The organism is Micromonospora sp. NPDC003241, from assembly GCF_053589795.1.
This window is the reverse complement of sequence record NZ_JBSFSO010000031.1, coordinates 32384-56913: the sequence shown is the minus strand read 5'-3', so window position 1 is coordinate 56913 and position 24530 is coordinate 32384. Positions and strand designations below refer to the sequence as shown.

General features: G+C 71.0%; 29 protein-coding genes. 10 read left to right on the top strand and 19 right to left on the bottom strand.

Features of this window, described 5'->3' with window-relative positions; genetic code table 11:
* Nucleotides 1–651 precede the first annotated feature (651 nt).
* The gene (locus tag ACWDVW_RS22610) at nucleotides 652–1191 is read left to right on the top strand and encodes a hypothetical protein (protein WP_449952094.1); all 540 of its coding nucleotides are present in this window, start codon (nucleotides 652–654) and stop codon (nucleotides 1189–1191) included.
* The gene (locus ACWDVW_RS22605) at nucleotides 1188–1526 is read left to right on the top strand and encodes a hypothetical protein (protein ID WP_449952091.1); all 339 of its coding nucleotides are present in this window, start codon (nucleotides 1188–1190) and stop codon (nucleotides 1524–1526) included. Before ACWDVW_RS22610 ends, ACWDVW_RS22605 begins: the two co-directional genes overlap by 4 nt.
* 33 nt (nucleotides 1527–1559) lie before the next feature.
* On the opposite strand, the gene ACWDVW_RS22600 is transcribed toward ACWDVW_RS22605, so the two are convergent.
* From ACWDVW_RS22600 to ACWDVW_RS22590, 3 genes are all read right to left on the bottom strand, one after another.
* Nucleotides 1560–2129, bottom strand: a complete 570-nt coding sequence (locus ACWDVW_RS22600) for a nucleosidase (RefSeq protein ID WP_449952088.1) — start codon at nucleotides 2127–2129, stop codon at nucleotides 1560–1562.
* A 66-nt stretch (nucleotides 2130–2195) separates the two neighbouring features.
* Nucleotides 2196–2921 (bottom strand): hypothetical protein, encoded by a 726-nt coding sequence (locus ACWDVW_RS22595; protein ID WP_449952085.1) that lies wholly within the window; start codon nucleotides 2919–2921, stop codon nucleotides 2196–2198.
* Nucleotides 2922–2965: 44 nt separating this feature from the next.
* The gene (locus ACWDVW_RS22590) at nucleotides 2966–4363 is read right to left on the bottom strand and encodes an aminotransferase-like domain-containing protein (RefSeq protein ID WP_449952083.1); all 1398 of its coding nucleotides are present in this window, start codon (nucleotides 4361–4363) and stop codon (nucleotides 2966–2968) included.
* Between ACWDVW_RS22590 and ACWDVW_RS22585 the strand changes: the two genes are divergently transcribed.
* Complete coding sequence (locus ACWDVW_RS22585) at nucleotides 4362–5279, top strand: DMT family transporter (RefSeq protein WP_449952080.1); 918 nt, start codon at nucleotides 4362–4364, stop codon at nucleotides 5277–5279. The genes ACWDVW_RS22590 and ACWDVW_RS22585 overlap by 2 nt on opposite strands.
* A 248-nt stretch (nucleotides 5280–5527) precedes the next feature.
* Here ACWDVW_RS22585 and ACWDVW_RS22580 read toward each other — a convergent pair whose 3' ends face one another.
* From ACWDVW_RS22580 to ACWDVW_RS22560, 5 genes are all read right to left on the bottom strand, one after another.
* Nucleotides 5528–6466, bottom strand: coding sequence for a hypothetical protein (locus ACWDVW_RS22580; protein WP_449952077.1), 939 nt, complete (start codon nucleotides 6464–6466; stop codon nucleotides 5528–5530).
* A 94-nt stretch (nucleotides 6467–6560) separates the two neighbouring features.
* The gene (locus ACWDVW_RS22575) at nucleotides 6561–8501 is read right to left on the bottom strand and encodes a DNA/RNA helicase domain-containing protein (RefSeq protein ID WP_449952074.1); all 1941 of its coding nucleotides are present in this window, start codon (nucleotides 8499–8501) and stop codon (nucleotides 6561–6563) included.
* Nucleotides 8502–8629: 128 nt separating this feature from the next.
* Complete coding sequence (locus ACWDVW_RS22570; RefSeq protein WP_449952071.1) at nucleotides 8630–8965, bottom strand: nucleotide pyrophosphohydrolase; 336 nt, start codon at nucleotides 8963–8965, stop codon at nucleotides 8630–8632.
* Between the two features lie 62 nt (nucleotides 8966–9027).
* Nucleotides 9028–9222, bottom strand: coding sequence for a DUF397 domain-containing protein (locus tag ACWDVW_RS22565; RefSeq protein WP_449952069.1), 195 nt, complete (start codon nucleotides 9220–9222; stop codon nucleotides 9028–9030).
* The gene (locus ACWDVW_RS22560; protein ID WP_449952066.1) at nucleotides 9215–10102 is read right to left on the bottom strand and encodes a helix-turn-helix domain-containing protein; all 888 of its coding nucleotides are present in this window, start codon (nucleotides 10100–10102) and stop codon (nucleotides 9215–9217) included. The genes ACWDVW_RS22565 and ACWDVW_RS22560 overlap by 8 nt, the downstream gene beginning before the upstream one ends.
* A 315-nt stretch (nucleotides 10103–10417) precedes the next feature.
* Between ACWDVW_RS22560 and ACWDVW_RS22555 the strand changes: the two genes are divergently transcribed.
* Complete coding sequence (locus ACWDVW_RS22555; RefSeq protein WP_449952064.1) at nucleotides 10418–10702, top strand: DivIVA domain-containing protein; 285 nt, start codon at nucleotides 10418–10420, stop codon at nucleotides 10700–10702.
* On the top strand, nucleotides 10699–10950 hold the full coding sequence (locus ACWDVW_RS22550; protein ID WP_449952061.1) for a hypothetical protein: 252 nt from the start codon (nucleotides 10699–10701) through the stop codon (nucleotides 10948–10950). The genes ACWDVW_RS22555 and ACWDVW_RS22550 overlap by 4 nt, the downstream gene beginning before the upstream one ends.
* A 9-nt stretch (nucleotides 10951–10959) precedes the next feature.
* On the opposite strand, the gene ACWDVW_RS22545 is transcribed toward ACWDVW_RS22550, so the two are convergent.
* Complete coding sequence (locus ACWDVW_RS22545) at nucleotides 10960–11631, bottom strand: TMEM175 family protein (RefSeq protein WP_449952058.1); 672 nt, start codon at nucleotides 11629–11631, stop codon at nucleotides 10960–10962.
* 181 nt (nucleotides 11632–11812) lie between these two features.
* Here ACWDVW_RS22545 and ACWDVW_RS22540 point away from each other — a divergent pair, with 181 nt between their 5' ends.
* The 3 genes from ACWDVW_RS22540 (at nucleotide 11813) to ACWDVW_RS22530 (ending at nucleotide 15055) form a co-directional block, all read left to right on the top strand.
* Nucleotides 11813–13429, top strand: a complete 1617-nt coding sequence (locus ACWDVW_RS22540) for a flavin monoamine oxidase family protein (protein ID WP_449952056.1) — start codon at nucleotides 11813–11815, stop codon at nucleotides 13427–13429.
* Nucleotides 13430–13634: 205 nt separating this feature from the next.
* On the top strand, nucleotides 13635–14750 hold the full coding sequence (locus ACWDVW_RS22535; protein ID WP_449952053.1) for a WD40/YVTN/BNR-like repeat-containing protein: 1116 nt from the start codon (nucleotides 13635–13637) through the stop codon (nucleotides 14748–14750).
* Entirely contained in the window at nucleotides 14747–15055 is a 309-nt protein-coding gene (locus ACWDVW_RS22530) for a MoaD/ThiS family protein (RefSeq protein ID WP_396750628.1), read from the top strand. The genes ACWDVW_RS22535 and ACWDVW_RS22530 overlap by 4 nt, the downstream gene beginning before the upstream one ends.
* A gap of 34 nt (nucleotides 15056–15089) precedes the next feature.
* On the opposite strand, the gene ACWDVW_RS22525 is transcribed toward ACWDVW_RS22530, so the two are convergent.
* Genes ACWDVW_RS22525 through ACWDVW_RS22510 form a run of 4 tightly spaced genes read right to left on the bottom strand, consistent with a single transcriptional unit; the run spans nucleotide 15090 to nucleotide 18347 of the window.
* Nucleotides 15090–15716, bottom strand: a complete 627-nt coding sequence (locus tag ACWDVW_RS22525; RefSeq protein WP_449952051.1) for a response regulator transcription factor — start codon at nucleotides 15714–15716, stop codon at nucleotides 15090–15092.
* A complete protein-coding gene (locus tag ACWDVW_RS22520; RefSeq protein ID WP_449952048.1) occupies nucleotides 15713–16915 on the bottom strand; it encodes a sensor histidine kinase in 1203 nt (400 codons plus the stop codon). The genes ACWDVW_RS22525 and ACWDVW_RS22520 overlap by 4 nt, the downstream gene beginning before the upstream one ends.
* A gap of 11 nt (nucleotides 16916–16926) precedes the next feature.
* On the bottom strand, nucleotides 16927–17370 hold the full coding sequence (locus ACWDVW_RS22515; protein WP_449952046.1) for an ABA4-like family protein: 444 nt from the start codon (nucleotides 17368–17370) through the stop codon (nucleotides 16927–16929).
* Nucleotides 17367–18347: a hypothetical protein gene (locus ACWDVW_RS22510; RefSeq protein ID WP_449952043.1), complete on the bottom strand. Its 981-nt coding sequence runs from the start codon at nucleotides 18345–18347 to the stop codon at nucleotides 17367–17369. Before ACWDVW_RS22510 ends, ACWDVW_RS22515 begins: the two co-directional genes overlap by 4 nt.
* A 170-nt stretch (nucleotides 18348–18517) precedes the next feature.
* Here ACWDVW_RS22510 and ACWDVW_RS22505 point away from each other — a divergent pair, with 170 nt between their 5' ends.
* Nucleotides 18518–19528 carry a CehA/McbA family metallohydrolase gene (locus tag ACWDVW_RS22505; protein WP_449952040.1) on the top strand — a complete coding sequence of 337 codons (1011 nt, stop codon included), beginning with the start codon at nucleotides 18518–18520 and terminating at the stop codon, nucleotides 19526–19528.
* A gap of 64 nt (nucleotides 19529–19592) precedes the next feature.
* Here ACWDVW_RS22505 and ACWDVW_RS22500 read toward each other — a convergent pair whose 3' ends face one another.
* The 5 genes from ACWDVW_RS22500 to ACWDVW_RS22480 form a co-directional block, all read right to left on the bottom strand.
* Nucleotides 19593–19985, bottom strand: a complete 393-nt coding sequence (locus ACWDVW_RS22500) for a hypothetical protein (protein ID WP_449952038.1) — start codon at nucleotides 19983–19985, stop codon at nucleotides 19593–19595.
* Complete coding sequence (locus tag ACWDVW_RS22495; RefSeq protein WP_449952035.1) at nucleotides 19982–21295, bottom strand: WXG100 family type VII secretion target; 1314 nt, start codon at nucleotides 21293–21295, stop codon at nucleotides 19982–19984. The genes ACWDVW_RS22500 and ACWDVW_RS22495 overlap by 4 nt, the downstream gene beginning before the upstream one ends.
* Nucleotides 21285–21611, bottom strand: coding sequence for a type VII secretion target (locus ACWDVW_RS22490; RefSeq protein WP_449952033.1), 327 nt, complete (start codon nucleotides 21609–21611; stop codon nucleotides 21285–21287). The genes ACWDVW_RS22495 and ACWDVW_RS22490 overlap by 11 nt, the downstream gene beginning before the upstream one ends.
* Nucleotides 21598–21999, bottom strand: coding sequence for a YbaB/EbfC family nucleoid-associated protein (locus ACWDVW_RS22485; RefSeq protein ID WP_449952030.1), 402 nt, complete (start codon nucleotides 21997–21999; stop codon nucleotides 21598–21600). Before ACWDVW_RS22485 ends, ACWDVW_RS22490 begins: the two co-directional genes overlap by 14 nt.
* Before the next feature lie 77 nt (nucleotides 22000–22076).
* Nucleotides 22077–22844 carry an SDR family oxidoreductase gene (locus ACWDVW_RS22480; protein WP_449952027.1) on the bottom strand — a complete coding sequence of 256 codons (768 nt, stop codon included), beginning with the start codon at nucleotides 22842–22844 and terminating at the stop codon, nucleotides 22077–22079.
* A 154-nt stretch (nucleotides 22845–22998) separates the two neighbouring features.
* On the opposite strand from ACWDVW_RS22480, the gene sigJ reads away from it, so the two are divergent.
* A complete protein-coding gene (sigJ, locus tag ACWDVW_RS22475) occupies nucleotides 22999–23883 on the top strand; it encodes an RNA polymerase sigma factor SigJ (RefSeq protein ID WP_449952024.1) in 885 nt (294 codons plus the stop codon).
* A 9-nt stretch (nucleotides 23884–23892) separates the two neighbouring features.
* Here the strand turns inward: sigJ and ACWDVW_RS22470 are convergent, their stop codons facing one another.
* Entirely contained in the window at nucleotides 23893–24516 is a 624-nt protein-coding gene (locus ACWDVW_RS22470) for a DUF6518 family protein (RefSeq protein WP_449952021.1), read from the bottom strand.
* Nucleotides 24517–24530 lie beyond the last annotated feature (14 nt).

Below are 24530 nucleotides of genomic sequence, written 5' to 3'. Positions count from 1 at the left end.
TCCACTGTGGGTGCCGCCGTCCGTCGGCGGAACTTCCACACTGGTGGTTATCCCACAGGTGAGACGGCCGGCGCAAGTGGGACGGAGTCTCCTGAGCATCGAGATGCGACTATCAGCACCCAAAATCTAGCTGTCCTGACCAGGGGAAACTCGGCAGATACGAGCGCTGAACGATCGTTTGCGAAGACGACACCCCGCACTGTCGAGTACCTTGTCCACAGCGGCGAGCCGCCTCCGTGTCCGGCTGGACGAGGGGGCGGCGCTCGTCCGGCGTCGCGTGCCGCCCAGCACGCGACGAAGGCGTCACTTCGGTTGCCCGCAGCCGACAGTCCCTTGCTTTCGGTAGCGCAAGTTTGCTAAATCTCAGAGGCTCGATACGGCACCCTCCACTGAAGGGAGTCGATGGTGCTAGGGGTTTCGACCGAGGCGATCCAGCCGAGGAATGCGGCGGGGGAGGGTGTTTCCTCACCCACGACGAAGACGGCCGTGCTGGCGGCGGGGCGATGCGGTCCGGCGTGGAGAGAAAGCAATTCTTCGGTTTCGAAAACGGGGATCAACCATCGACGGTGATGGGTCGTCATCTCGTCCACCTGGCGTCGTCTGTTCGTCAACCACCCCCGACCTCCGAGAACCCGTGAAGTGAGGACTCCGATGAATCGGCTCAACTCCCAGTACCACCGTCCGGCGCTGCTGCTCTTCCTCGTCATCGTGGTCGCACACTGGGCCGAGCATCTCGTCCAGGCGTTCCAGATCTGGGGCCTGGGATGGACCCCCGCCGAATCCCGGGGCGTCCTCGGGATGCCGTTCCCGTGGCTGGTCACGGAGGAGTGGATGCACTACGCCTACGCGCTGATCATGCTGGCCGGGTTCATCGCGCTGCGCCCCGGCTTCACCGGCACAGCCAAGACCTGGTGGACCGTCGCCCTGGGCATTCAGGTCTGGCACCACTTCGAACACCTGCTGCTGCTCATCCAGGTGCAGTCCGGCACCACCTTCTTCGGCCAGGCGGGTCCGGTGAGCATCGCCCAGCTCATCGTGCCCCGGGTCGAGCTGCACCTGTTCTACAACGGCATCGTCTTCCTGCCGATGGTCGTCGCCATGTTCCTGCACCGCCGCCCCGGTCCGGACGATGCGGACGAGATGACCTGCACCTGCGCACCCCGCGAACTCACCGGAGCCGGCGTCTCATGAGATCGCGCCACCGGCGGTGGGGCCTCGCGGCGGTCGCGCTGATCGTCACCGTCGGCGTGGCGCTCGCGCTCCGCGAGGCCGAGCCGGGCGCACCACCGGTGGCCCCGTCGTCCGGTCACCACCACGGTGCCCCGCCCGATCCGCTCACCAGCGCGGTGCTCGCCCTCAACGTACTGGTCCTGCTGGTGCTCGCGGTGCTGGCCCGCTCGTGGCCGGCGGGGGTCCGCCGCAGGGGTGCCACCCGATCGATGTGGCGCTACTCCGAGCAGGACCAGGACGCCCCACCGGCCGACGACGACCCGTCGACGACCTCGTCCCGATCGGAGCGACGATAGGGGCAGGATCGCACGGCACGGTCCGGGACACGGTCAGAGGTGGTCCCGGACCCAGCCGGCGAGCAGCCGCGCGCAGTCGTCCACCGACTCCTTCCAGGTCCGGTCCGCCCCGGCGCCGGCCTCGTCACTGACCTGCTTGACCAGCCGCACCGGGACGCCGAATCGCAGCGCCGTCGAGGCCACCGCGTAGCCCTCCATGTCCACCAACTGGGCGCGTGCGGCCAGTTCGGCGCGCGCCTCGTCGTCGGCGATGAACCGGTCGCCAGTCGCCAGCACCGGCCCGTCGCCGCCCAGCGCCAGCGGCGCCCCGACGGCCTGCCCGGTCAACCGGCGGAGGAACTCCGTGTCCAGGTCGTGCTGGAGCACACTGCCGACCTGGTGGGTGCCCGTCCAGTCGGGGTGCAGCGCACCGGCCGTACCGAGGTTGACCACCGCAGACGGCAGCGGGCCACGGGCCAGCGTCGCCGCCACCGCGACCGCCGCGTTCACCTTCCCCATCCCGGTGAGCAGCACCGGCAGGCGCGCATCGAGGTAGACGGCCTCCTCGGCGATGGCCAGGACGAGCAACGGACGGTCCGGGCTGATCGTTCCGCGAAGATCCATCCGGCGATGGTATCGGCCGTTCGTGACCACCCCGTTGCCGGCGGCCACGGCCGGACGGGCGAGCAGTCAGTGTGCCCCCACGGTGGCAGCGGCGGCGGCGAGCAGGGTCCGCAGCTCGGCGTGCGGAAACCCACCGGCTACCGGTGCCCCACGGGTGCTGTAGAAGTCGCGCTTCTGCCCGTCCTCCTGGACGGCCCACCGATTGCCGGCCTCGTCGCTCTGCCAGACGACGCCATGACCACGGAAGTCCGCACCGACGAGCCAGTCCGTCCCACGCGGCCAGTAGCCGTCCCACCCCGCCGGGCGCAGCGAGGCGTACGCCGCCTCCACCGCCGCGACCGCCGCGTCCACGTCGTCGTCGGCGAAGACCGCGGCGTACCGGCAGAGCAGCGCCAGCGGTGCCCCGGGATGCGGCGAGCCCGGGTCGAGGGCGGCGATCGCCCGGCAGATCAGGTCGAGTTCCGACCAGCGCAGCGCGTACGGGTGCCAGTGCGCCAGATCGTCCCAACCCAGCTCCGCCGGCTCGGCCGAGCCCGGCACGACGATCTCCAGACTGTGGAAGTCGATCCCGACGTCGGCGGTCAGCAGCAGGCGACAACCGTCGCCCACCTCGAACTCCGCATCCGGGTCGTCGTCCTCCCCGTCCTCGTCGTCGTCAGGTTCGGCATCAAGGTCGTCGTCGATCAGGTCGCCGAGCCGGTCGGCGCCCGCGCGGTCCGCGTGGGCGAAGGTGTAACGAGCCCAGAACGACGGGCTGTGCAACGACTCGGACAGGGGTGCGGAGGCGGCCATCGCACGATTCTCGTCGAGCCGTACGACACGATGCCGGAGGGTGGTCACGCCACCGTGCGCAGCGCCCGGGCGAGTCGGCGGACGGCCTCGTCCATCACCTCCGGCGGGGCGGCGGCGTAGGTGAGGCGCAGGTGCGGCGCCGGTGGTTCCGCCGCGTACCAGGGGCGGCCGGGGAAGACGACGACCCCTTCGGCGGCTGCGGTCGCGGCCAGCGCCACGTCGTCGGTGCCGTCGGGCAGGCGTACCCAGAGGTGCAGACCGCCGCGCGGCACGGGCTGCCCGGCCAGGTCCGGCAGGTGCCGACGCAGCGCGGCCAGCAGCGCTTCGCGACGGGTACGCAGTGCGGTCCGCAGCGTCCGACGGTGTCGCGCCCAGGCCGGCGCGGTGACGACCTCGATGGTCGCCTGCTGCAACGGCCCGGCGACGAAGAAATCGTCCAGCAGTCGGGCCGCGCGCAGCCGGGCACCGGCCGGACCCCGTGCGCCGATCGCCGCGACCCGCAGACCGGGAGCGGCCGACTTGGTCAACGACCGCAGATAGACGACGTGCCCGTGCGGGTCGTCGGCGGCCAACGGTGCCGGGGCCACCCCGTCGAGCGTGAGATCGCGGGCGTAGTCGTCCTCGATCAGGAACGCCCCCGCGTCCCGTACCGCCTCGGCGACCGAGGTTCGCCGGTCGGCCGCCAACGTGGCACCGTGTGGGTTGGCGTGCAGTGGCTGGCAGTAGAACAGCCGCGCGCCGGTCCGGGCGAAGGCGGCGGCGAGCTGGTCGGGGCGTACCCCCTCGGTGTCGGCGGGCACCGGCACCACCCGCAGCCCGGCGGCCCGCGCGGCGGCCAACGCACCCAGGTAGGTCGGAGACTCGACCAGCAGGGTGTCGCCGGGCGCGGCGAGCGCCCGCAACGCCGTCGACAACGCGGCCTGCCCGCCCGGACAGATCACCATGTCCTCGGCGCGCAACCCGGTGCCCGCCTCGCGGGCGAACCAGGCCCGCAGGTCCGCGCGCCCCTCGGTCGGACCGCGCTGCCACGCGGCGGGCTGCCGGGCGGCGCGCGCGAGCGCGGCACCGAGCGCGGCGGCCGGCTGCAACTCCGCGCCCGGGTAGCCACCGGACAACGGGATCGCGCCATCCGGCGGTATCGCCAGTAACGCTTGCAGCTCCTCCTCACCGGCCGGGCGAGGGCCGAGCGCCACCGTCTGCCAGGACAGGTCGGGTGCCGGTGGCTCGTCCGGCCGGGCGGCCACGAAGGTGCCCCGGCCGGACCGCGCCTCGATCAGCCCTTCGCCCACCAACTGCCGGATCGCCTCGGCGACGGTGACCGGCGACGCGCGGTGCCGGGCGGTCAGCTCGCGCACCGACGGCAGCCGGGCACCGGGCTCCGCAGCCGCCGCCAGCCGCCGCAGGTCCAGGACAACGCGAGCGGATGCGTTATCGTGATCCATGAGAGCACAGAGTAGCGGTACTGTCCGCACGGCGATAGCAGTGGACCGGCCGCTCGGCCTCACCCTCGGCGCGCTCGGCGTCCTCGCCTTCTCCCTGTCACTGCCCGCGACCCGCGTCGCCGTACAGCACCTCGACCCGTGGTTCGTCGCCTTCGGCCGAGCCGTCGGTGCCGCGCTGCTCGCCGGGGCGTACCTGCGACTCACCGCAGCCCGGCCACCCACCCGCCGCCAGTGGCGACGCCTGGCGACCGTCGCCCTCGGCGTGGTCGTCGGGTTCCCGCTGTTCACCTCGCTGGCCCTCACCACCCAGACCGCCGCCCACGGCGCCGTCGTCGTCGCCGTCCTGCCCGCCATGACCGCCGTCTTCGCCGTGCTGCGTGCCGGCGAACGTCCACCGAGGCGGTTCTGGCTCGCCGGTGCCGCCGGACTGCTCGCCGTCCTCGTCTTCCTCGTCGCCACCGGTACCGTGCACGGCGCCCTGTCCCTGGCCGACCTCTATCTCCTGGCCGCCGTCGTCCTCTGCGGCCTCGGCTACGCCGAAGGCGGCGCGCTCGCCCGCGAACTCGGCGGCGCCCGGACCATCTGCTGGGCCCTGCTGCTCGCGCTGCCGGTCACCCTGCCCGTCACCGTCGTCGCCGCCGTGGTCCACCCGCCGACGGCCGACGCCGCCGCCTGGTCGGCCTTCGGCTATCTCACCGTGGTCTCCATGTTCCTGGGCTTCTTCGCCTGGTACGCGGGCCTGGCCCGAGGCGGCATCGCCCAGGTCGGCCAGATCCAACTGGCCCAGCCGGTGCTCACGCTGCTCTGGTCCGCGCTGCTGCTCGCCGAGACCGTGAGCGCGGCGTCGATCCTCGCTGCGCTGGTCGTGCTGGTCTGTGTCGTGTGGACCCAACGCACCCGCGTCCCCGCCGGGTGAGCGGTCGTGGACGTCACGCCGCGGCCGGCGCCAACTCTGCCGGTGCTGTCTCTACCGGCACGGCAGTGGCCTCGGCCACGAGCCCATGCCACCGTGTCCGCGTCGGCTGCTGTCGAGCTGACCCGTTCGTGCTATCGAGATGCAGACCTGCGGATCGGTTACGCCCTCGCACCGATCGACAGCGCGCCCGACCTCGTTGTCGTGCCGCCGCCGGACTGGGCGTGCGTCTGACGCCCGCTCAGGATTGCCTACTTCGGGGCCGCCGGAAGCCATCGAATGTCCAGGCGATCGGGAGGAAGTCTTCGGGCGTGCGCTTCGAAGAACGGGCGTGATAGCGGCCCGTACGCCGCACACTGTCGACCCGAAAGGTGATGCGTCGCCGAGAGGAGTTCGCCCCGCACATCCTGGCTGATGCGGATAGCGCCGGTGTTGTCCACATAGATATGGCCATGCTCGAAAAGCGCGTCGCAGCCAAGGAGACAGGCCGCCATGATGTTGCTGAGGTTCCTGCGCTCGCTGTTTGTCGCCTCGGAGCGCCGCTTGATGTGCGCGGCCGACACGAGACGTATCGGCAGCCTCCGTCCGCAGAGGTCACATGTCGCCTCGGTCTGCGTACCGAACTTCAACCTGCGGAGGAGTCGCTGTTCACGGCGCCGTTTCGCGGTGGCCAGGGCATCGAGATCATCGGCAAGCCCTATTTCTGCACTCTGGCCGTGGGTGGCTTCCTCCTGAAAGGCTGTGATCGCCATACTGCCGCCCGGCACCGGCGCTCCCTGCTTGGTGCCGGAAAGCCGGAGAGCCTCCATCGCAGCTCTTCCGAGCCGCAGTCCCGGCACATCCTCTAGGCTTTCGAGCACTTTAAGGTCGACCCGCTCGGGGTACGGCTTGTCGTCCCACACCACTGAATCCGACGTGTACAGGGAACAAGTGACCTCAGTGACCAGGACCTCGGTGAGGTTCTGTGCGAGGAAGCTATGCGGGTCCACCCTCGGGCCGCCGGGTGCGCCGAACCCAAGGATCAGGTAGTCGCCGGACCGTATTCGGGAGGCGACACCCCGATTGGTGGTGCCATCGCCGCTACGGCGATCGAGGACGCTGGTTTGCCAACCCCAGACGCCGTGGGTCCTGCCTGTCGCGTAGTTGACTCTGGAGGCCTTTCCGACATAGACGTAGAAGGACGCCGACAACCTTTCGCCCCCGATTGCACGAGATACTCGTGCGGTGGAGGCATGTTCACGTGCGAAAGCCTGTCGGTCCGCCTGACCGGGTCGACTCTAACCGCTACCTCGGAGATCCAGCCAGACCCACTGAGCCGCCCGTGGCCGCGTCGACCTCGTCGGACTCGTACGTCGTCTCCACCGGACGTTTGATCTGGATCAGCGAGGCCAGGTAGTCGCGGGTCTCCGGGTCGGTGGAGTACAAGACGGTGCCCTTCATGCCGCGCGTCATGAGCACCTTGTAGGTGTTGCGGATCAGCCGGTCCGCCTCGTCGTCGCTGAGCGCCTTGCGGCTGCGGAACGCCGGGTCCTTCGACTCCGCCCGAACGGTGACCAGGCGGCCGTCCCGAGCGACCAGGTCCGGCCCGAAGATGACGCCCGACCATGCGTACTCGAAGCCCTGCGCCGTGTAGACGCAGCCCACCTGGCCGAATCCGTTCGGATCGGTGGCCCAGAACGCGCTACCAGGTGCCTCGCCGACACTGCGGTCGCTCTTGACGTTCCACGGCCGCGCCCAGCCTCCGATCTGCACGTCCGCGACCAGGGAGTCGTCCGGGCGCGGGTCGCTCCACGGCCAGCAGTAGCCCGCCGACATGCGGGCGGTTTCCCCGGCGTCCTGGTGGCCGGACAGGAACGCCTCCATCTCCTCGGGTGACTCCGCCAGCCGTAGGTCGAACCGGCCGTCACCGGTCCAGACCGAGGGCTCACCGCCGTCGAGGCCGAGCAGGTCGAGAACCCACTGCTCGTACGCGTCGCTGCCGCCGCACCGGAACTGGTCGTGCAGCCGAACGACCTCGACGTGCAGGTCGAGCTGCGCGGCGTACGCGGAGATGACCTCGACGTTGCCCAACTCGCCCGGCTTGACCACCTGGTGCTCGTCGAGCAGGAAGACCGGCACCCGTGCCGCCGCGATCAGTTCGTCGATCTGGGGGCGTGCCTTGTCCCGCTTGGCCTTGGGCGTGAACCGGTTGACCGACGTCTCCCGGATGCGGTGTGCCTCGTCGCAGATCAGGACGTCGAGGCCGTTGCGCTCGGCGGTCATGAAGCTGTTGAAGTAGCCGAACAGGTTCTTCAGCCGCGAGGAGCCCTTGCCGGCGTACTTGCGCAGGGTCTGGGTGAAGGACCGGGAACCGGTGGCGTGCATGACCGACCGGCTCTGGCGGGCCAGCTCACCCAGGACCGACAGGGCGATCACGCTCTTTCCGCTGCCAGGACCGCCCGACACCACCACGACCGACTTGCGGTCCCCGGCGCGGGACCGTTCCACGGCGTGCAGCACGAGTTCGTACGCCAGGCGCTGCTTACCGAGCAACGTGAAGTGCGACCGCTGCTTCAACTCGGCCGCCGCGTACGACAGCAGGTGCTTGCTCGGTCGGACGGCGCTGGTGAGGAACCGGTCGGCGGCGGCCGCGCCCGACGCGGGGGCCAGGTGGCTACGCAGGAAGTCGAGGAACTGGCCACGCCGCTGCCGGGTGAAGATCCGGCTCTGCTCGGTGGGCCTGAGCTGGAAGAGTTCCTCCACGTCCCGGTCGACGGCGTTGTGCAGGTACGCGGCACCCGCGATCGGGTTGCGCCGTCCGGAGAGCACACCGAGGAAGTCGCCGAGGTACTCGCAGTAGCCACCGACCTGCACACCCGGATGCACACGCGGCTCGCGGACGCGCTCGACCAGCACCAGCCGGTCGGACCCCTCGTAGGACTCCGCCCGCGACCACTGCTTGAGTTCCACCACCACGTAGGAGTCTTCGTCGGTCTGTGGGTGCGTGCCGGCCAGGACCACGTCGACGCGCTTGCTGGTCAGCGGGAGCTGGTACTCGACGAGCATCTCGACCTGGCCGAGTCCGGCATCGACCAGATCCTGACCGAGTACCGGCAGGCTCCGCTCCCAGGATCTGCGTTCGGCCGGGCTCACCCCACGGCCGATCTGGTCGATGATGCGGTCGGCGAGATCGCCGACGGCGGCGTGACGGAGAAGTCCCTCGGCGGAGGTGCGGAACGTCGACAACACTTGCCCCCGGGCAGCACGAAATGATCGTGCGCATGGGGGGCGTGTCCGTTCGTCGCCGGAAGCCCGTCGTTACGCGCCTGTACGCGCCGGACTTTAGCGGAGAGATCATTTCTCCGCACGCACCGCTACCGCTTGGCCGCCGAACCCTTCGCCTCGCTGACGGGATAACGGGTGGCGACCTCGGTGAGCTTGTCCCTGGCGGCGTCCTCCAGGTCGATGTCGAGGACGTCCGCGAGTCGGGTCAGGTAGATCATCACGTCGCCGATCTCCGCGCGTACGCGGGCACCCGCCTCGGCGTCGGCCATGACCGCGCTCGCCTGCTCGGGGGTGAGCCACTGGAACTCGGCCAGCAACTCGCCGACCTCGCCCGCGAGAGCCATGGCGAGGTTCTTGGGCGTGTGGAACTGCTGCCAGTCCCGTTCGTCGGCAAAGGCGCGTACCCGCTCGGTCAGGTCTTTCACCGAGGCATGCTCTCACGGCCGACCGCAGGCGACCGGAAGGCTACTCGTTCACTCTGCGAAATCTAGGAGGCTGCCTGGAGCGTGTGGACGAAGGTGTTCCAGGCGGCTGGGGAGAAGGTGAGGGCGGGCCCGGCCGGGTTCTTGGAGTCGCGTACGGCGACGAGGTCGGGGAGGTTGTCGGCCACCTCGACGCAGGCGCCGCCGTTGTCGCCGCTACGGGTGCTCTTGCGCCAGACGGCGCCGGTCAGGTCAGTCATGCCGTATCTCCCCGATGAGCCTTTTGATCATGTCCTTCGATTCTGCCTCGCCGAGGGCGAGCGCATCCAGTCCCCGCCAGACCCGTTCATAGGCCGCCAGTTCATCGGGTTTGTCGAGATAGAGCGCTCCGGTCAACGACTCGCTGTAGACGATGGACGGCTCTGGTGCGGCCCGACCGCCCTTGGTCGCCGGAAAGTCGAGAATCATGAACGTGCCCGCGACGGCACCGGGCTGCGGGCCTGCTGCCAGCGGCAGCACCCTGACCGACACGTTCGGCAGATCAGACAGCCGGAGAAGGTGGTCGAGTTGACCGCTCATGATCGCGGGACCGCCGACGCCGCGTCGAAGAACCGCCTCCGACAGAACTGACTCAAGGCGGGGCGCGGCGGGGAGGCGGCGGGTGAGCAGTGCCTGGCGCTGCAATCGCACCTCGACGGCCTGCTCTCGTTCCTCATCGCTCATCATCCGCCCGAGGCGGATCAGTGCGTGGGCGTACTCCTTCGTCTGAAGGATGCCGGGGATCAGTGATTCGTCGTAGCCCCGCAGCCGCGAGGCGGCGGATTCCAGGCCGACGTACAGCTCGAACCAGCTCGGCACCGCGTCGCCGTACGCGTGCCACCAGCCTTTGGACTTCGTCTCGGCGGCCAGCCCGCGCATCGCGTCGGTCATCTCCGGCGACACGCCGTACAGCTCGCACATGGCCTTGACGTCGAGGATCCGGACCGACCCCATGCCGCATTCGAGGCGCCAGATCTTCTGCCGGCTGTACTCCAATGCCTCGGCGGCGGCGTCGAGGGTCACCCCGGCCTCGTTGCGGTACTGGCGCAGCAGTCGGCCGAGCTGGCGGCGCGGCACGGTCGATCCGATGTCCTCGGGCATTCGCACACTCCCTGGTTCCGGTACGCAACACTGCGTCACCCGTCTCTGTAACTCATAGGGGTTCCGGCAAAGAAAGTCAATGCATAAGCGCGAAATCCAGTGGTGGAACGTTGCGAACCAATTGCGGAGTGTCGCAGGATGACCACAGCGCGGCGGCCGGACGATTCCCCCCGGACGGCCGCCGCAGCGCACATCCCCCGTTGAGCAGCCCTGGTGCCGTACTGCGCAGTGAAGCTGCGGTGGCAGGGCGGGGTGGGTCGCCCGCCGGGGTGGGTGGGCGACCCACTCCATCCAGGACGTGGAAAGGCAGGCGACATGCCGAATCAGCGATCCTTTCCGGCCGGTGGGGCGACTTACCGCTCCGCCGCGTACGCCGGTCTGCTGCCCTGGCAGGTGCGTGGGCGCCGATTCCGTCGCGCCCGGCTCGGGCGGCGCGGTCTGGCGTCTGACGAGGTGTACGCGTTCCTGGACCGCGTCGCCGGTGACCTGGCCGCCCTGCGCGACGCGCTGTCCGAGAGTCGCCGCGAGACCGCCCGGGTCAAGGGCGCACTGCGCGACTGGCAGTCCGCGCAGGCCCGGGCTCGGGGCTACGACCGGTGAGCCGGCGCTACGTCATCCACCTGCCCGTGGTCGCCGCCGACCTGCCCACCGCGCAGCGGTTGGCCCGGGTGATCGGCCGCTGGACACTGATCATGCCGTGGGCCGACCCCGCCGAGACCACCGTCTCGGCCGAGGACGCCCAGGGCGTACGCCATCGGGTCTTCTGCGACCTGCCGCTGCTCGGCGGCCGGCGTTGCCTGCTGCACGCCGACCACGACGGCCGCTGTGCCCACCGCCTGCATCGGTAGACGTCGACCCTATCCGCAGCCACGGGTCGAGGGTGCTCTGGTGAGTCGGGCGGCGATGGCCTGCGCCAAGGGTAGGCCGACGAGCACCAGCAGGCCGGCGGTCGGCGCGGCGAGCGCGGTCAGGGTGGCGGCGGCGAAGGTCACGCTGAGCGCGACCGGCGGGGCCAGGGTTCGGGCGCTCGACTGACTCTTCGGGGCGCGCAGGTGGGGGTGGCGGTCGACCCACCATGCCTGGGTCAGCGCGAGAAGGCTGATGAGCAGCATGTTGCTGAGGTAGAGGACCGTCGAGTCGGTGCGCAGGTGTGTCTCGACGAAGAGTCGCGCGGTGGGGAACGGCAGGAAGACCACTGCCATCAGCCATGCCGTGTTGAGCAGGACGAGGGGCTCGTCGTAGTCGACGAGTTGTTCGTAGAGGTGCCGGTGGGTTCGCCAGAACAGTGCGATGACCAGGAATGACACCGCGAAGGAGAGGATGTCGCCGAGGTGCGCGGCGAACAGTTCGGCCACGGACTGCCGAGCCGTGCTCGCGTCGGCGAAGTTGACCAGGGGGAGCGCCAGCAGTGTCAGCGCGATCGCCACGGCCCCGTCGGTGAAGGCGGCGGTGCGCTGGAGGGTGCGCTGACGCCGTTCCCGGAAGTCGGGAACCTGCCGTGGGTCGGCGCAGCCGGCGTCCTCGCTCATGCCCTGATTGTGGCGAATCGGACACCCTTCGGTGTCGTGCTTCCTCGCCTTGCCGGTGGCGGTAGCGCGGACACGCTTGGTGTGTGCAGGAGCGCGATGACCATTCGGGCGGGTGTTACCAATGGGCTACGTCGATGAAACACGCCGCTGAGATCGTCGTCCATCGATCTAGGAGGCGGCGATGACGACACCCACCACGCGACGGCAGTTCCTCCAGGCGGTCGGGGTCTCCGGCGGCGCCGGGGTGCTCTACGGGACGATGGGCGCGCTCGGTCTGGCACCCGCCGCGCAGGCCGCGCCGCCGTTCCGGGCGCCGAACCGGTCGGACTTCACGCTGACCGGCCGGTCCGCGAAGTCCGTCGTCGTGCTCGGCGCCGGCATCGCCGGACTGACGACGGCGTACGAACTCGGCAAGGCGGGTTACCGGGTGACCGTGTTGGAGGCGCGTAGCCGCCCGGGTGGGCGTAACTGGACGGTGCGCGGTGGCACCAGCGAGACCGACCTGGACGGGCACACCCAGCGCGCCCGGTTCACCGGCGGGCAGTACATGAACGCCGGTCCGGCGCGGATCGCCCAGCACATGGTGACCATGGACTACTGCCGGGAGCTGGGCGTGCCGGTCGAGATCTTCGGCAACCAGAACGCCGACGGCTACTACTACAACGAGAACGTCGGCCCGCTCTCCGGCACCCCCATCCGGCACCGTGAGGCGAAGGCGGACGTCTACGGGTACGTCTCCGAACTGCTCGCCAAGGCCACCGACCAGGGCGCGCTCGACGGGCACCTCACCGCCGACGACAAGGAACGGCTGCTGGAGTTCCTGCGCGGGTTCGGTGCGATCGGCGGCCGGGTGGCGGGCGACCCGGCGGCCAGTTGGCGGTACGCGGGCACCAACCGCCGGGGCTACCAGGTGGAGCCGGGCGCCGGCAACGAGGCGGGTACGCCGAAACTGACCCCGCACTCCCTGCCGGACGTGCTGGCCAGCGGCGTCGGCCGGTACTTCTCCTTCGAGTTCGGCTACGACCAGGCGATGCTGATGTTCCAACCGGTCGGCGGGATGGACCGCATCGCGTACGCCCTGGAGGAGGCCGTGGGGCGCGGACGGATCACCTACGGCGCCGAGGTGCGGTCCATCTCGAACACCGGCTCCGGTGTCTCGGTCGTCCACGCCGGACCCGGCGGTCGGGTGCGGACCGTCGTCGCGGACTTCTGCGTCTGCACGATTCCGCCGCCGGTGCTGGCGCGGATCCCGTCGAACCTGTCCCCGCCGGTGCGGGACGCACTCGGCTACGCGGTGCCGACCGCCACCGGCAAGATCGGGTTGCAGTACCGGCGGCGCTGGTGGGAGCAGGACGAGAACATCTACGCCGGCATCACCAACACCAACCTGGACCTGTCCGCGATCTGGTACCCGTCCTACGGCTACCACGGCGCGAAGGGCCTGGTCATCGGCTACTACAACTTCGGCGCCAACGCCCAGTCGTACGCGGCCCTGCCGCCCGCCGAGCGGGAGGCCCGTGCCGTCGCCCAGGGCGTGAAGATCCACGGCGAGGCGTACCGCAGCGAGGTGGAGACGTCGTTCTCGGTGGCCTGGGAGCGGACCCGCTACAGCGAGGGCGGCTGGATGTCCTGGCCATCGCGGACCAGCGGCGGGCACTACGGGCGCCTGCTGGAGCCGGACGGCCGGGTCTACTTCGCCGGTGACCACCTCAGCCACTACATCGCCTGGCAGGCCGGTGCCTTCGAGTCGGCCCGCAAGGTGGTGTCCGACCTGCACGCCCGCGTGATGTCGAGCTGAGATGTCCGACCCCTCCTCGTCAGCCTGCCCGGCGGACGAGTGCCGCGCCCGCCGGGCGGATCCTGTCGTACCCGGCGAGTATGACCGTCAGTGAACGGTCCGGCGTGGCAATCGGGGTTCATCGGACACGACAGGAGAATGGCGACATGGCCACACGACAACGAACAACACACCAGGTCGGTACGGTGCGCCGGGGAGAGCCGCGATGACCGGCGTACGGGTGCTGGTCGGCACCCGCAAGGGCGCGTTCGTGCTCACCTCGGACGGTCGACGCGCCGACTGGACGGTCGACGGGCCGCACTTCGGCGGCTGGGAGATCTTCCACCTCACCGGTTCACCTGCCGACCCGGACCGGCTCTACGCCTCACAGTCCGGCGGTTGGTTCGGGCAGTTGATCCAGCGTTCCGACGACGGCGGCAGGACGTGGGCCACCGTCGGCAACGACTTCGCGTACACCGGCGAGGTCGGCGAGCACCTCTGGTACGACGGCACTCCGCGCCCGTGGGAGTTCAAGCGGATCTGGCACCTGGAGCCGTCCCGCGACGACCCCGACACGGTGTACGCCGGTGCCGAGGATGCCGCCCTCTACGTCTCCGGCGACGGCGGCCAGAAGTGGACCGAGCTGACCGCGTTGCGGACCCACCGGACCGGCCCGTCGTGGCAGCCGGGTGCGGGTGGCCTGTGCCTGCACACGATCATCCTGGACCCGGTGCACCCGGGTCGGATCTACACCGCCATCTCGGCGGCGGGCGCGTTCCGCAGCGACGACTCGGGCGCGAGCTGGCTGCCGATCAACAAGGGACTGCGGTCGGGGGAGATCCCGGACACCGACGCCGAGGTGGGCCACTGCGTGCACCACATCACCCAGCACCCGTCGCGGCCGGACACGCTGTTCATGCAGAAGCACTGGGACGTGATGCGCAGCGACGACGCCGGTGCGAACTGGCGTGAGATCAGCGGCGACCTGCCGTCGGACTTCGGATTCCCGATCGCGGTGCACGCGCACGAGCCGGAGACGATCTACGTCGTACCGATCAAGAGCGACTCCGAGCACTACCCGCCGGAGGGGCGGTTACGGGTCTACCGCAGCCGCACCGGCGGCGACGAGTGGGAGCCGCTGACCGACGGGCTGCCGCAGTCCGACTGCTACGTCAACGTCCTGCGCGACGCGATGGCGGTCGACACGCTCGACGAGTGCGGCATCTACGTCGGCACCACCGGCGGACAGGTCTACCACTCGGCGGACAGCGGCGACACCTGGGCGCCGATCGTCCGGGACCTGCCCCCGGTGCTCTCCGTGGAAGTCCAGGTGTTGCCGTGATCCGGGTCGTCCTTCCGGCCCACCTGAAGACCCTCGCCAAGGTCACCGGCGAGGTACGCCTGGAGGTGGCCGGTCCGGACGGCGGGCCGGCCACCCAGCGCCTGGTGCTGGACGCGTTGGAGGCGCGCTACCCGATGCTGCTCGGCACCATCCGGGACCGGCACAGCGGCAAACGTCGCGCCTTCGTCCGCTTCTACGCCTGCGAGGAGGACCTCTCCCACTCCCCACCCGACGCACCGCTGCCCGAGGCGGTGCTCACCGGCGCGGAGCCGTACATCGTCCTGGGCGCGATGGCCGGGGGATAGCCGCCCTCCGCGATGGTCCGGGGGATCGCCGGGCTCACAGCCCACGGGCGAACAGCGCCAGCCGTACCCGGTTGGAGCTGCCGGTCTTGGTCATCAGGCTGGTGATGTGGGTCTTCACCGTGGTCACCCCGATGTGCAGGCGCTCGCCGATCTCCGCGTTGGACAGTCCCTCCGCGACCAGGTCCAGCACGTCCTGCTCCCGAGTGGTCAGGCCGTCGACCGGTGCCGGTGTCTCGGCGCGGGCGTGCACCGCCCGGGTCACCAGACGTCGCAGCACGTCCTGGCTGAACGGGCTGTCGCCGACGGCGGCCCGCCGGACGCCGTCCAGCAGTTCGGTGGGCGGTGCGTCCTTGAGCAGGAAACCGCAGGCACCGGCGGTCAGCGCCGGATAGAGATGGTCGTCGTCGCCGAACGTCGTCAGCACCAGCACCCGGGTGGCGGGCCGGTCGGCCAGGATGCGGCTGGTCGCGGTGATCCCGTCGACGCCGGGCATGCGCAGGTCCATCACCACCACGTCGGGCACCAGCCGCGCGGCCATCGTGATCGCCTCGCGGCCGTTGTCGGCCTCACCGACCACCTCGATGTCGGGCTGCGCGTCGCAGAGCATGCGCAACCCGGCGCGGATCAGATGTTGGTCGTCCACCAGCAGCACACGGATCATGAGGCCTCCACCTGGTGCGGCACGTCGCGGTCCGGCGTGGCGGGCAGGATCGTACGGACCCGCCAGCCGCCGTCGGTCGGCCCGGCCTCCAGGTGGCCACCGAGGACCTCGACCCGTTCCCGCATCCCGGTGATGCCGTGGCCGCCGCCCGCCGGCACCACGGCCGGCACCGCACCGCGCCCGTTGTCCGTCACCTCCAGGTGCACCGCGCCGTCGACCACGCTGACGCTCAGCCGGGCCAGCGCGGCGGCACCGGCGTGCTTGGCGACGTTGGTCAGCGACTCCTGGGTCAGGCGCAGCACCGCCAGACCCCGGACCGCGTCGAGTGACGCGACCGCCGGGTCGACCTCCGCCTCCACCGTCACCCCGGCCTGACGGGCCCGGTCCACCGCCGCGCCGATGGCGGCCGGCACCGCCGACGGTTCGATCGCGGTGAGTGCCGCGTCGCCGCGTACGCCGTCCGGGTCGCGCAGCACAGCGACCAGTCGGCGCAGGTCGGCCAGGGCGGCGCTGCCGGTGCCGTGCACGTCGTCGAAGACCTCGTTCACCCGTGGATCCAGGTCGGTCAGCACGTGCCGGGCCACCCCGACCCGCAACACCATCGACGCCACGTGGTGCGCGACGACGTCGTGTAGTTCCCGCGCGATGGCGCTGCGCTCGTCGGCCCGGGCGGCGCGGCTCTCCGACTCGCGCCGCCGCTGCTCCTCCTCGGCGCGCTGCTGCGCCTGCCGACCCAGCTCCTGCGTGGTCCGGATGACCAGGCCCAGCAGCACCGGCACGCCAACGTCCACCACCAGCCCGGACGCCGCGGAGAGAAGCCACTCGACCGGTTCGCCCCGCACGCCGGTCAGGTCGACCAGGGCCAGCAGGCCGGCGCCCCACCAGACCGTGCGGGTCCGGCGCGCCCGCACGGTCAGCTCCAGCAACGCCCACCCGGCGCCCACCTGGTTGATCATCACGTCGTCGATGACGTGGATCGCGACCGCCAGCAGCGCCACCTGCACCAGCAGGTTGCCCACCAGCCGGCGGAACAGCAGCAGCCCGGCGGTGAACGCGGCCACCGCGAGGACCAACTGCGTGGTGGTGGGCGTACCGGCGTGCAGCCCACCGAAGGAGAGGTAGAAGATGCCCGCGATGATGACCAGGGCCATCCGCACGCGGGCGTCCCGCGCGTCGAACAAGCGTCCCAGCCATCCCACGGTGACCAAGCCTAGGCCCTGCCGTCCGACGGCGAGATCGGCCGTGTCCAGCGGGTACGCACCGCCAGATAGACGGCCAGCCCGATCGGCCCGAGCAGAATCGTCGACACCAGCACCGGCGCCATGACCAGCGCGGGCACCTGTCGCTCGCGGCTGTCCCGCCACGCCCACGCCCCGACGAACAGGTCGAACGCGATCATGTGCGCCCAGGCCGCCGCCGCACCGTCGTCGGTGCCCAGCAGGTCGCGGATGCCGTCCAGGGTCGGCGAGGCCACGGCCGGCAGCACGTCGCCCAGCGCCGGGAGCACCAACACCGCATAGACCACCAGGACCGGGGCCACGATCAGTGGCGAGGCGATGATCCGGCTGGTCATGTGCCAGCGCGGCAGCAGGATCATCAGCACCCAGAAGGGCGCGGCCAGCGCGAACGTCAGCGTGAACAGGGCGCCGGTCACACCGTCACCTCGACCCGCGCGGTGTCGGCCTGCTCCGGGCTGCGTTCGGCGGGCGCGGCCACCGGTTCGGGTCGACGTCGCCGCACGAGCACCGCACCGACGGCCACCACGGTCGCGACCAGCAGCGCCGCAGCGGCGCCCAGGGTCAGCGCGTCCGGGCCCAGCAGCGGCTGCCCGCGCAGCGCCTGCCAGGTCAGGAGCAGAGTCCCCACGCCGTACGCCGTACCGGCGACCACCAGCAGCCGCACCTGGTCACGCTGATGCAGCCGTTCATTGCGGAACCGGCCCAGCAGCAGCGCCAGGGCCGGCACTACCTGCAACGCGTGCATGCCCACGAAGTGCGGGATCCGCAGGTCCCCACCGGTGGTGCTCCAGCCCAGGATCGGCAACCCGGGGCCGCCGTCCGGCACGCCGACACTGTGCGCCCCGACGATCCCGGCGACAGCCGATTCCGCGCCGTTCATCGTCATCGGGACCGCGGTCAGCATGCCGAGCAGCGTCAGACCCAGACCCAGCCCCACCGCGTACCGGCCGACCCGGTCGGGGATCGGTCGCCGCAGCACCGCCACACCGACGACTATGTGCGCGACCATCAGCACGTTGATCGCTATCCCCATCGCCTGCCAGAGGGCGGCGTTCAGCGGGCTGCTCACGTTGAAGTGGCTGGTGGTGCCGCGCAGCACCTGCCCGACGATGATCGCCATCTCCACCACCCCCATGGCGACGATGACGGTGCCGGCCCATTCCGCGACTCGGCTGCGTCGGGGCAACAGGGTGAGCATCCAGGCCAGGGTGGCGCCGTACAGCATCAACGAGACGGAGAACTTCAACGGCTTGAGCCAGATCGGCGCGCCGGTCAGTACCCGGGGATCGGCGAAGACACCGACGGCGCAGACGACGGCGAGGAGCGTCATCGCCGAGACGAAGACCAACAGGGGGCGGTGCCAGGGTGCCCGGAGGGGCAGCGCGGAAGTCATGTCCTGATGCTGTTCGGGCGGTGACCCGGAAGCGCCCGACCAGCGGCCCCACCTGCGGCCGTCGGTCCGAGCGGCGTCTCCGACCCAGGTCGGAGGTGGCTCCGGTACCTCGGGCCTCGGACCGGGGCAGTGCCCCCTGCGGTGGACGCGATCCGCGTACGCTGCCGGGCATGGTCACCCGACCGGACGCCGCACCCCGCTTTCCGGCCCTGGGGGCGACGGGCCGGGGTCCGGCCTGGTACCGGGGCGACTGTCATCTGCACTCGACGCTCTCGCACGGCGCGGAGCTGACCGTGCCGCAGCTCGCGACGGCGGCCCGCGCGCTCGGGCTGGACTTCGTGGCCACCACCGAACACGACACGGTCCGTGGCCACGCGCAGTGGGCCCCACCCCACTCCGGCGACGACCTGCTGGTGATCCTCGGGCAGGAGGTCACCACCCGCACCGGCCACTGGCTGGCCCTCGGCCTCCCACCGGAGCAACAGGTCGACTCCGACTACGGCATCCGCGACGACACCGTCGAGCGCCACCTGCACCGGGTACGCGACGCGGGTGGACTGTGCGTGCTGGCCCACCCGTACGCGCCGTACCCCTCGGGCACGTCTGCCTACCCGTACCGCTGGTTCGACGCGGTGGAGGTGTGGAACGGCCGCTGGGCCTCGGACCTGCCGTGGAACGCCGACAACGAGGCCGCCCTGGCCGAGTGGGGACGCACCCTGGCCCACGATGTCCACCGGGGACGCTGGCGCCCGGCGGTCGGCAACAGCGACACCCACCTCGCCGACCAGCTCGGCACACCGCACACCGTCGTGTTCGCGCAGGATCTGAGCACCGAGGCGATCCTCGCCGGCCTCCGCCAGGGCCGCAGCTGGCTCGCCGAGTCGACGCGCGTCCATCTCAAGGTCGAGGCGTCGACCGCCGACCGCGTCGCCGCCGTCGGCGAACGCCTCCCCCCCGGCGGCAAGCAGGTCACGGTACGCGTCCAGGTGTCCGGCGTACCCTCCGGTGTCGTCACCCTGCACACCGAACGCGGCACCGTGCACCGCGAGGCGCTGTCTCCCGACGGAACGGGAACGACCCGGTGGCACACCACGGCGGACGAGGCCGGCTACGTCCGCGTCGAGGTCCGCCACCCCACCCGCCAGATGGCCGCCCTCACCAACCCCATCATCCTGACCTGAGGCGCTCTCGTCGTCTGCGATGAGCATCGACGCTGGGGCAGTAGATAGGTGCGTTGAGCGTTCCTCATTGGTAGCCGAGTCGGCGGAAAGCCTCTTCGCCAGCGGCCTGCAACTCCGATGTCGATAGATCAGGCACCTGATGACGGAGTCGCCTGATCCGAGCCAGGAACTCGTCGGGTAGTTCAAGGTGGTAACTGGCGACGTAGAAGCGGAGGTCGTCGCGCCACAACCATCCGCCGTCCGTCAACACGGAAGCACCGCCGACAAGGTGTCGACCGCTGCCGAGGACGTCGACCTCGGCACCCATGACATCGATGAGTACGTGACCGTGGCGCAGATAATCGATGACCCCAGGCGCATCTTCCAGCGGTTCGCTACCGAGGTGAGCCTCGATGCTGCCCGTGTACGCGCCGCTCTCTTCCGGGCCGAGTTCTCGGAAGAATCCGACCGTCCTCACGAGCCGTCCGCCTTGTGTGGCACGAAGACCTCCCAGGTGCCACCCGCCTCGACCGCAGGCGGATGTGGTTGCGATGTCCAACGCGGAGTTCCGACTCGCGCGGTCGGCGCCGTGACGGTGACGCCGAGTTCGTCGGCCACCTGCTGGGCGAGTGGCACGTCATCGAGCCCGGGTCTGGTGGTCCCGGCGTAGCAGGACACCAGGCGGACCGGACCACCCGAATAATCAGGGTTCTCTCTGATGGCGGCGGCGATCTGTGCCGCGTTGGTGGGGTCACCGTCCATGTGATCCCCCTTCGCCGACACCCTGCCCGGGACGAAGTATCCCCTATCGGTGCCGTGCACGATGACGTCGTGGTGACCATCGAGTGCCAGCACGTTGTCGATGTTCCGCATGGTCTTCTCGTCGTATCCGATGCCCGTCGATCGAGGCGTGTGATAGACCGGATCGCCCGCCGGCAGGTAGGACTCGGGCCGGCGGACCGGCGGAAGTGGCCGGTCTCTCGGGTCAGCCCAATCACGCCGTCGTCCCATCTGATCGGCAGGGCCGAGACGGGTGAGCCGGTCCAGGGCGCGTTTGAGGTGGTCGATGAGGTCGGCGAGGCGGCGGATGTGGGGGATGATCGCCCGGAGGCTGTTCAGCAGACCGCGCAGTAGTTTGGCGATCCGGGCCGCCCAAGACGCGACAAGCGTGGTGACCTGTTCGACCACCAGTGGGGTGGCCAGTCCGGCGGTGGCGACGAGTTCGGCGGCGTACACGGTGAGGCGGGAGACGCAGGTGGCGATGGCGTCGCGGACCAGGAGCCGGACGGCGGCGACCAGTCCTGCGGTGCCCTCGGTGATGGCGGCCATGGTCTCGGCGCCCTGGGCCAGACCGGTGACGGCCTGGTGCTGCTCGGCGGCCCAGGTCCGGTAGGCGTGCCCGGCGCTGCCGTCCCAGCCGGTCACCTGGGTGCGGACGGCGTCGGTGAGCCCGGTGGCCTCGGCGCGCAGCGACGCGGCGACGTTTCGCCAGGTCTGGGCGTGTGCGGTGATCTGCGCGGGGTCGCCCGCCAGCCAGTCCAGCGCCTCGCTGAGCGGTTTGACGTGCTCGATGAGCCAGGCGACACCGTACTGGAGCAGGGCGCCGACCGGGTCGGAGACGAAGGCGAGGGCGTCCAGGCCGGCGCTGACCACGCCGAGGCTGCCGTCGATCCAGCTTCCCTCGCGTACGCCCTTGGCGATGAGTTCGATGTCCTCGCAGATCCAGACACCGGCCCAGGCGCTGGGCGCGACCGGCGTCGGGGCGGCGACGAGCGGGTTACCCGGCACGCCGGTCCCGCACCCGGTCGAGCCGGTGTCGGGCGCGCGTGTCGGCGGCCCGGTATCGGTCGGCGCCGGTGCGCAGGCGGGTGGCGGTGTCGCGGACCGAGGTGGTGGCGGTGCCGATGCCGTCGACCAGGACGCGGTGCAGGCCGTCGAGCAACGTCGGCATGAACGCGCAGAGTTGCCCGTACGCGCCGGTGTCGAGCCGGACCTGCTGGCCGGCCCGGCGGGCGGTGTCGAGGGTGTCGGCGTGCCGGTCGAGGCGCGCCGCGTGGGTGGTCAGGTCGTCCGGGTCGACCCGGACCGGGTCATCGGTCGGCATCCGGCTGGCTTCGCTCGTCGCCCAGCCGTCGCCGGTAGGAGTCGACGACGGCCTGTCCCGTCGGGTCGTCGGCGCCGATCGTCTCGCGGGTCGTCTCGGCGACACGGCGCAGCAGGTCCGCGTGTGCGGCGCGGGTGGTGGCCACGATCAGGCGCGCGGTGTGGGCGGCGGGGTGCTGGCGTACGCGGTCGTCAAGCCGCAGGTCGACCAGGAGCCCGGCCGAGTCGACGGTGGCGGTGACGGTGCGGTCCGGACTGTGCGCGGTGCCGGTGAGCGCCGCGACCCGGGCCGCCAGCGACTGGGCCCGCCGCGCCCGGTCGGCGACGGCGGACTCCCACTCGTCGAGGCGGCGCTGCGTGGCGTCCAAGGCCGCCTCGTCCGCCCACACGCGACCCTCCCCAAGGGACACCACCGCAGAACGCCGCCACGTTACCAACCGGTGGCGCTGCGTGCTGTCCCGTGTGGCTACCGGGCGGCGACGACCCGTTCGGCGAGGAACGCCTCCCAGGTCCGGGTGCCGACGGTGGCGCCGCGCAGCGTCAGGTTCGCCCCGTCGCGGTAGGCGCGTCCCGCCTTTCCGGGCAGGCGGACCGGCAGGGTGAGCCGACGTTTCCCGCTGGCCCGCAGATAACCTCGGATCAGTTCGGCCGTGGTGTGCACCTGGGGGCCGACGATGTCGGGCACCAGGCCGGCCGGGGTGCCCAGCGTCAGTTCGGCGAGGCGGTCGGCGACCTCGCGGCCGTCCACCGACTGCAGCCGCAGACCGGGCAGCGGCACCACCGGCAGGGCGGTCAGCCTCTGCGCCATGGTCAGCACCAGGTCGTGGAGCTGCGCGGCCCGCAGGATGGTCCAGGGCAGGCCGGAAAAGCGGATCGCCTCCTCGGCGTGCAGCTTGGTCCGCAGCCAGGCGAGCGGGACGCGGTCCGCGCCGACGACCGAGACGAAGACCAGATGCCGTACGTCCGCCTGCCGTGCGGCGTCGACCAGGGTACGGGCCAACGTGTCGTCGCCCTGCTGGCCACCGGCCAGGTGCAGCACGGTGTCGACGCCGCGTACCGCCCTCTCCACGCCCTCGCCGGTGCGCAGGTCGGCCCGGACGTGCGCGATTCCGGGGACGCTGTGGCCACCTCGCCGGCTCAGCACGCGTACCGACCGGCCGGTGTCGCGCAGCAGTGGGGTGACCAGGCGGCCCAGTGTGCCGGTACCGCCGGTGACCAGGATCGGTGGGTTCATCGTCTCTCCCTGCGTCGCGACCGCCCGTCGTGCGGTCGGCTACCGTTCGTGGCTTCACCGGGGTCGACCCCGACCGGACGCCGATGGTGACCGGCCGACGTCACATCGCCGGGCGCGGCGGGGTCGAGTGGGTGGACCCGGAGGAGGGCGAACGATGATCGAGTCCGACTGGCTGGCCGCGCGGTTCGAGGTGCAGCGACCACACCTGCGGGCGGTGGCCTACCGGATGCTCGGCTCCCTGGGGGAGGCCGACGACGCGGTGCAGGAGGCGTGGCTGCGCCTGGCCCGGACCGACGCCGCCGCGCTGGACAACCTGCCCGCCTGGCTGACCACGGTGGTGGCGCGGGTCTGCCTGAACACGCTGCGGACCCGTCGGCGTCGCGGCGAGGAGCCGCTCGACGTCCGGGTGCCCGACCCGCTGGTCAGCCCGGAGGGCGCCGACGACCCGGAGCACGCCGCGGTGCTGGCCGACTCGGTGGGGCTGGCGCTGCTGGTGGTGCTCGACACGCTCGGCCCGGCGGAGCGGCTGGCGTTCGTCCTGCACGACATGTTCGCGGTGCCGTTCGACGAGATCGCGCCGATGATCGACCGGACGCCGGCGGCCGCGCGTCAACTGGCCAGTCGGGCCCGTCGCCGGGTACGCGGGCAGTCGCCGCTGCCGGACACCGACCTCGCCCGTCAGCGCGAGGTGGTCGACGCGTTCCTGACCGCCGCCCGGGACGGCGACTTCGACGCCCTGGTCGCCGTGCTGCACCCGGAGGTGGTGCTGCGGTCGGACGGCGGTGCCGGTCGCGCCCGGTTCACCACCGTGATCAGGGGCGCTACCAGCGTCGCCGACGAGGCCACGTCGTTCGGCCGGTTCTCGCCGTTCGCCCGGCCGGCTCTGGTCAACGGCACGGCCGGGGTGGTCGTGACCGCCGCCGGTCGACCGTTGTCGGTGATGGCCTTCACCGTCGCGGGCGGACGCATCGCCGCGATCGACGTGATCGCCGATCCGGAGCGCCTGGACGTGCTGGATCTCGCCGCGTTCAGCGACTGACGCGGGCGGTCAGCCGAAGCCCGCCAGCCGGAACGCCACGAATCCGGCCAGCGCCAGCGGCACGGCCGTGCCCAGCGCGACCAGTCGCTGCCGGGCGGTGCGGCCGACCAGGACCACGACCAGGACGCCGAGCACCGCGTTGATCAGGGCGTTCCAGAGCGGTTCGATCCCGTAGCTCGGGTGGTTGATCCGTTGCGCCTGGAGCAGCGCCTCGGCGAACAGCACGGCGGCGGGCAGCGCCGTGCCGGTCACCCGCCGCCACCCCGACCCGCGTGCCCAGACGCCGCCGACGCCGAAGATCACTCCGGCGAGTACGCCGAACGCCATCCAGGTCAGCGAGGTGGTCGCCCACAGCACCGCCCAGTCGTCGCCCTGGATGAGCGCCGCCGCGACGTAGTAACTGGGCACCGCGACGACGAGCCCGACGGCGGCGCCGATGGCCGCGCGGACCGGGCCGGAGCGGACCCAGAACCCGAAGGCGAACGCGGCCACCGCCCACACCGCGCTGGAGTTGCCCAGGTTGGCGAAGGGGTACGGCACGTACTTGATCCACACGAAGTCGAGGAAGCCGAGCAGGAAACCGCCGAGCACGGCGACGAGTGCCACGCGTCGGTGGTCGGGGGCGGGTCGCATGGCGCAGAAGCATA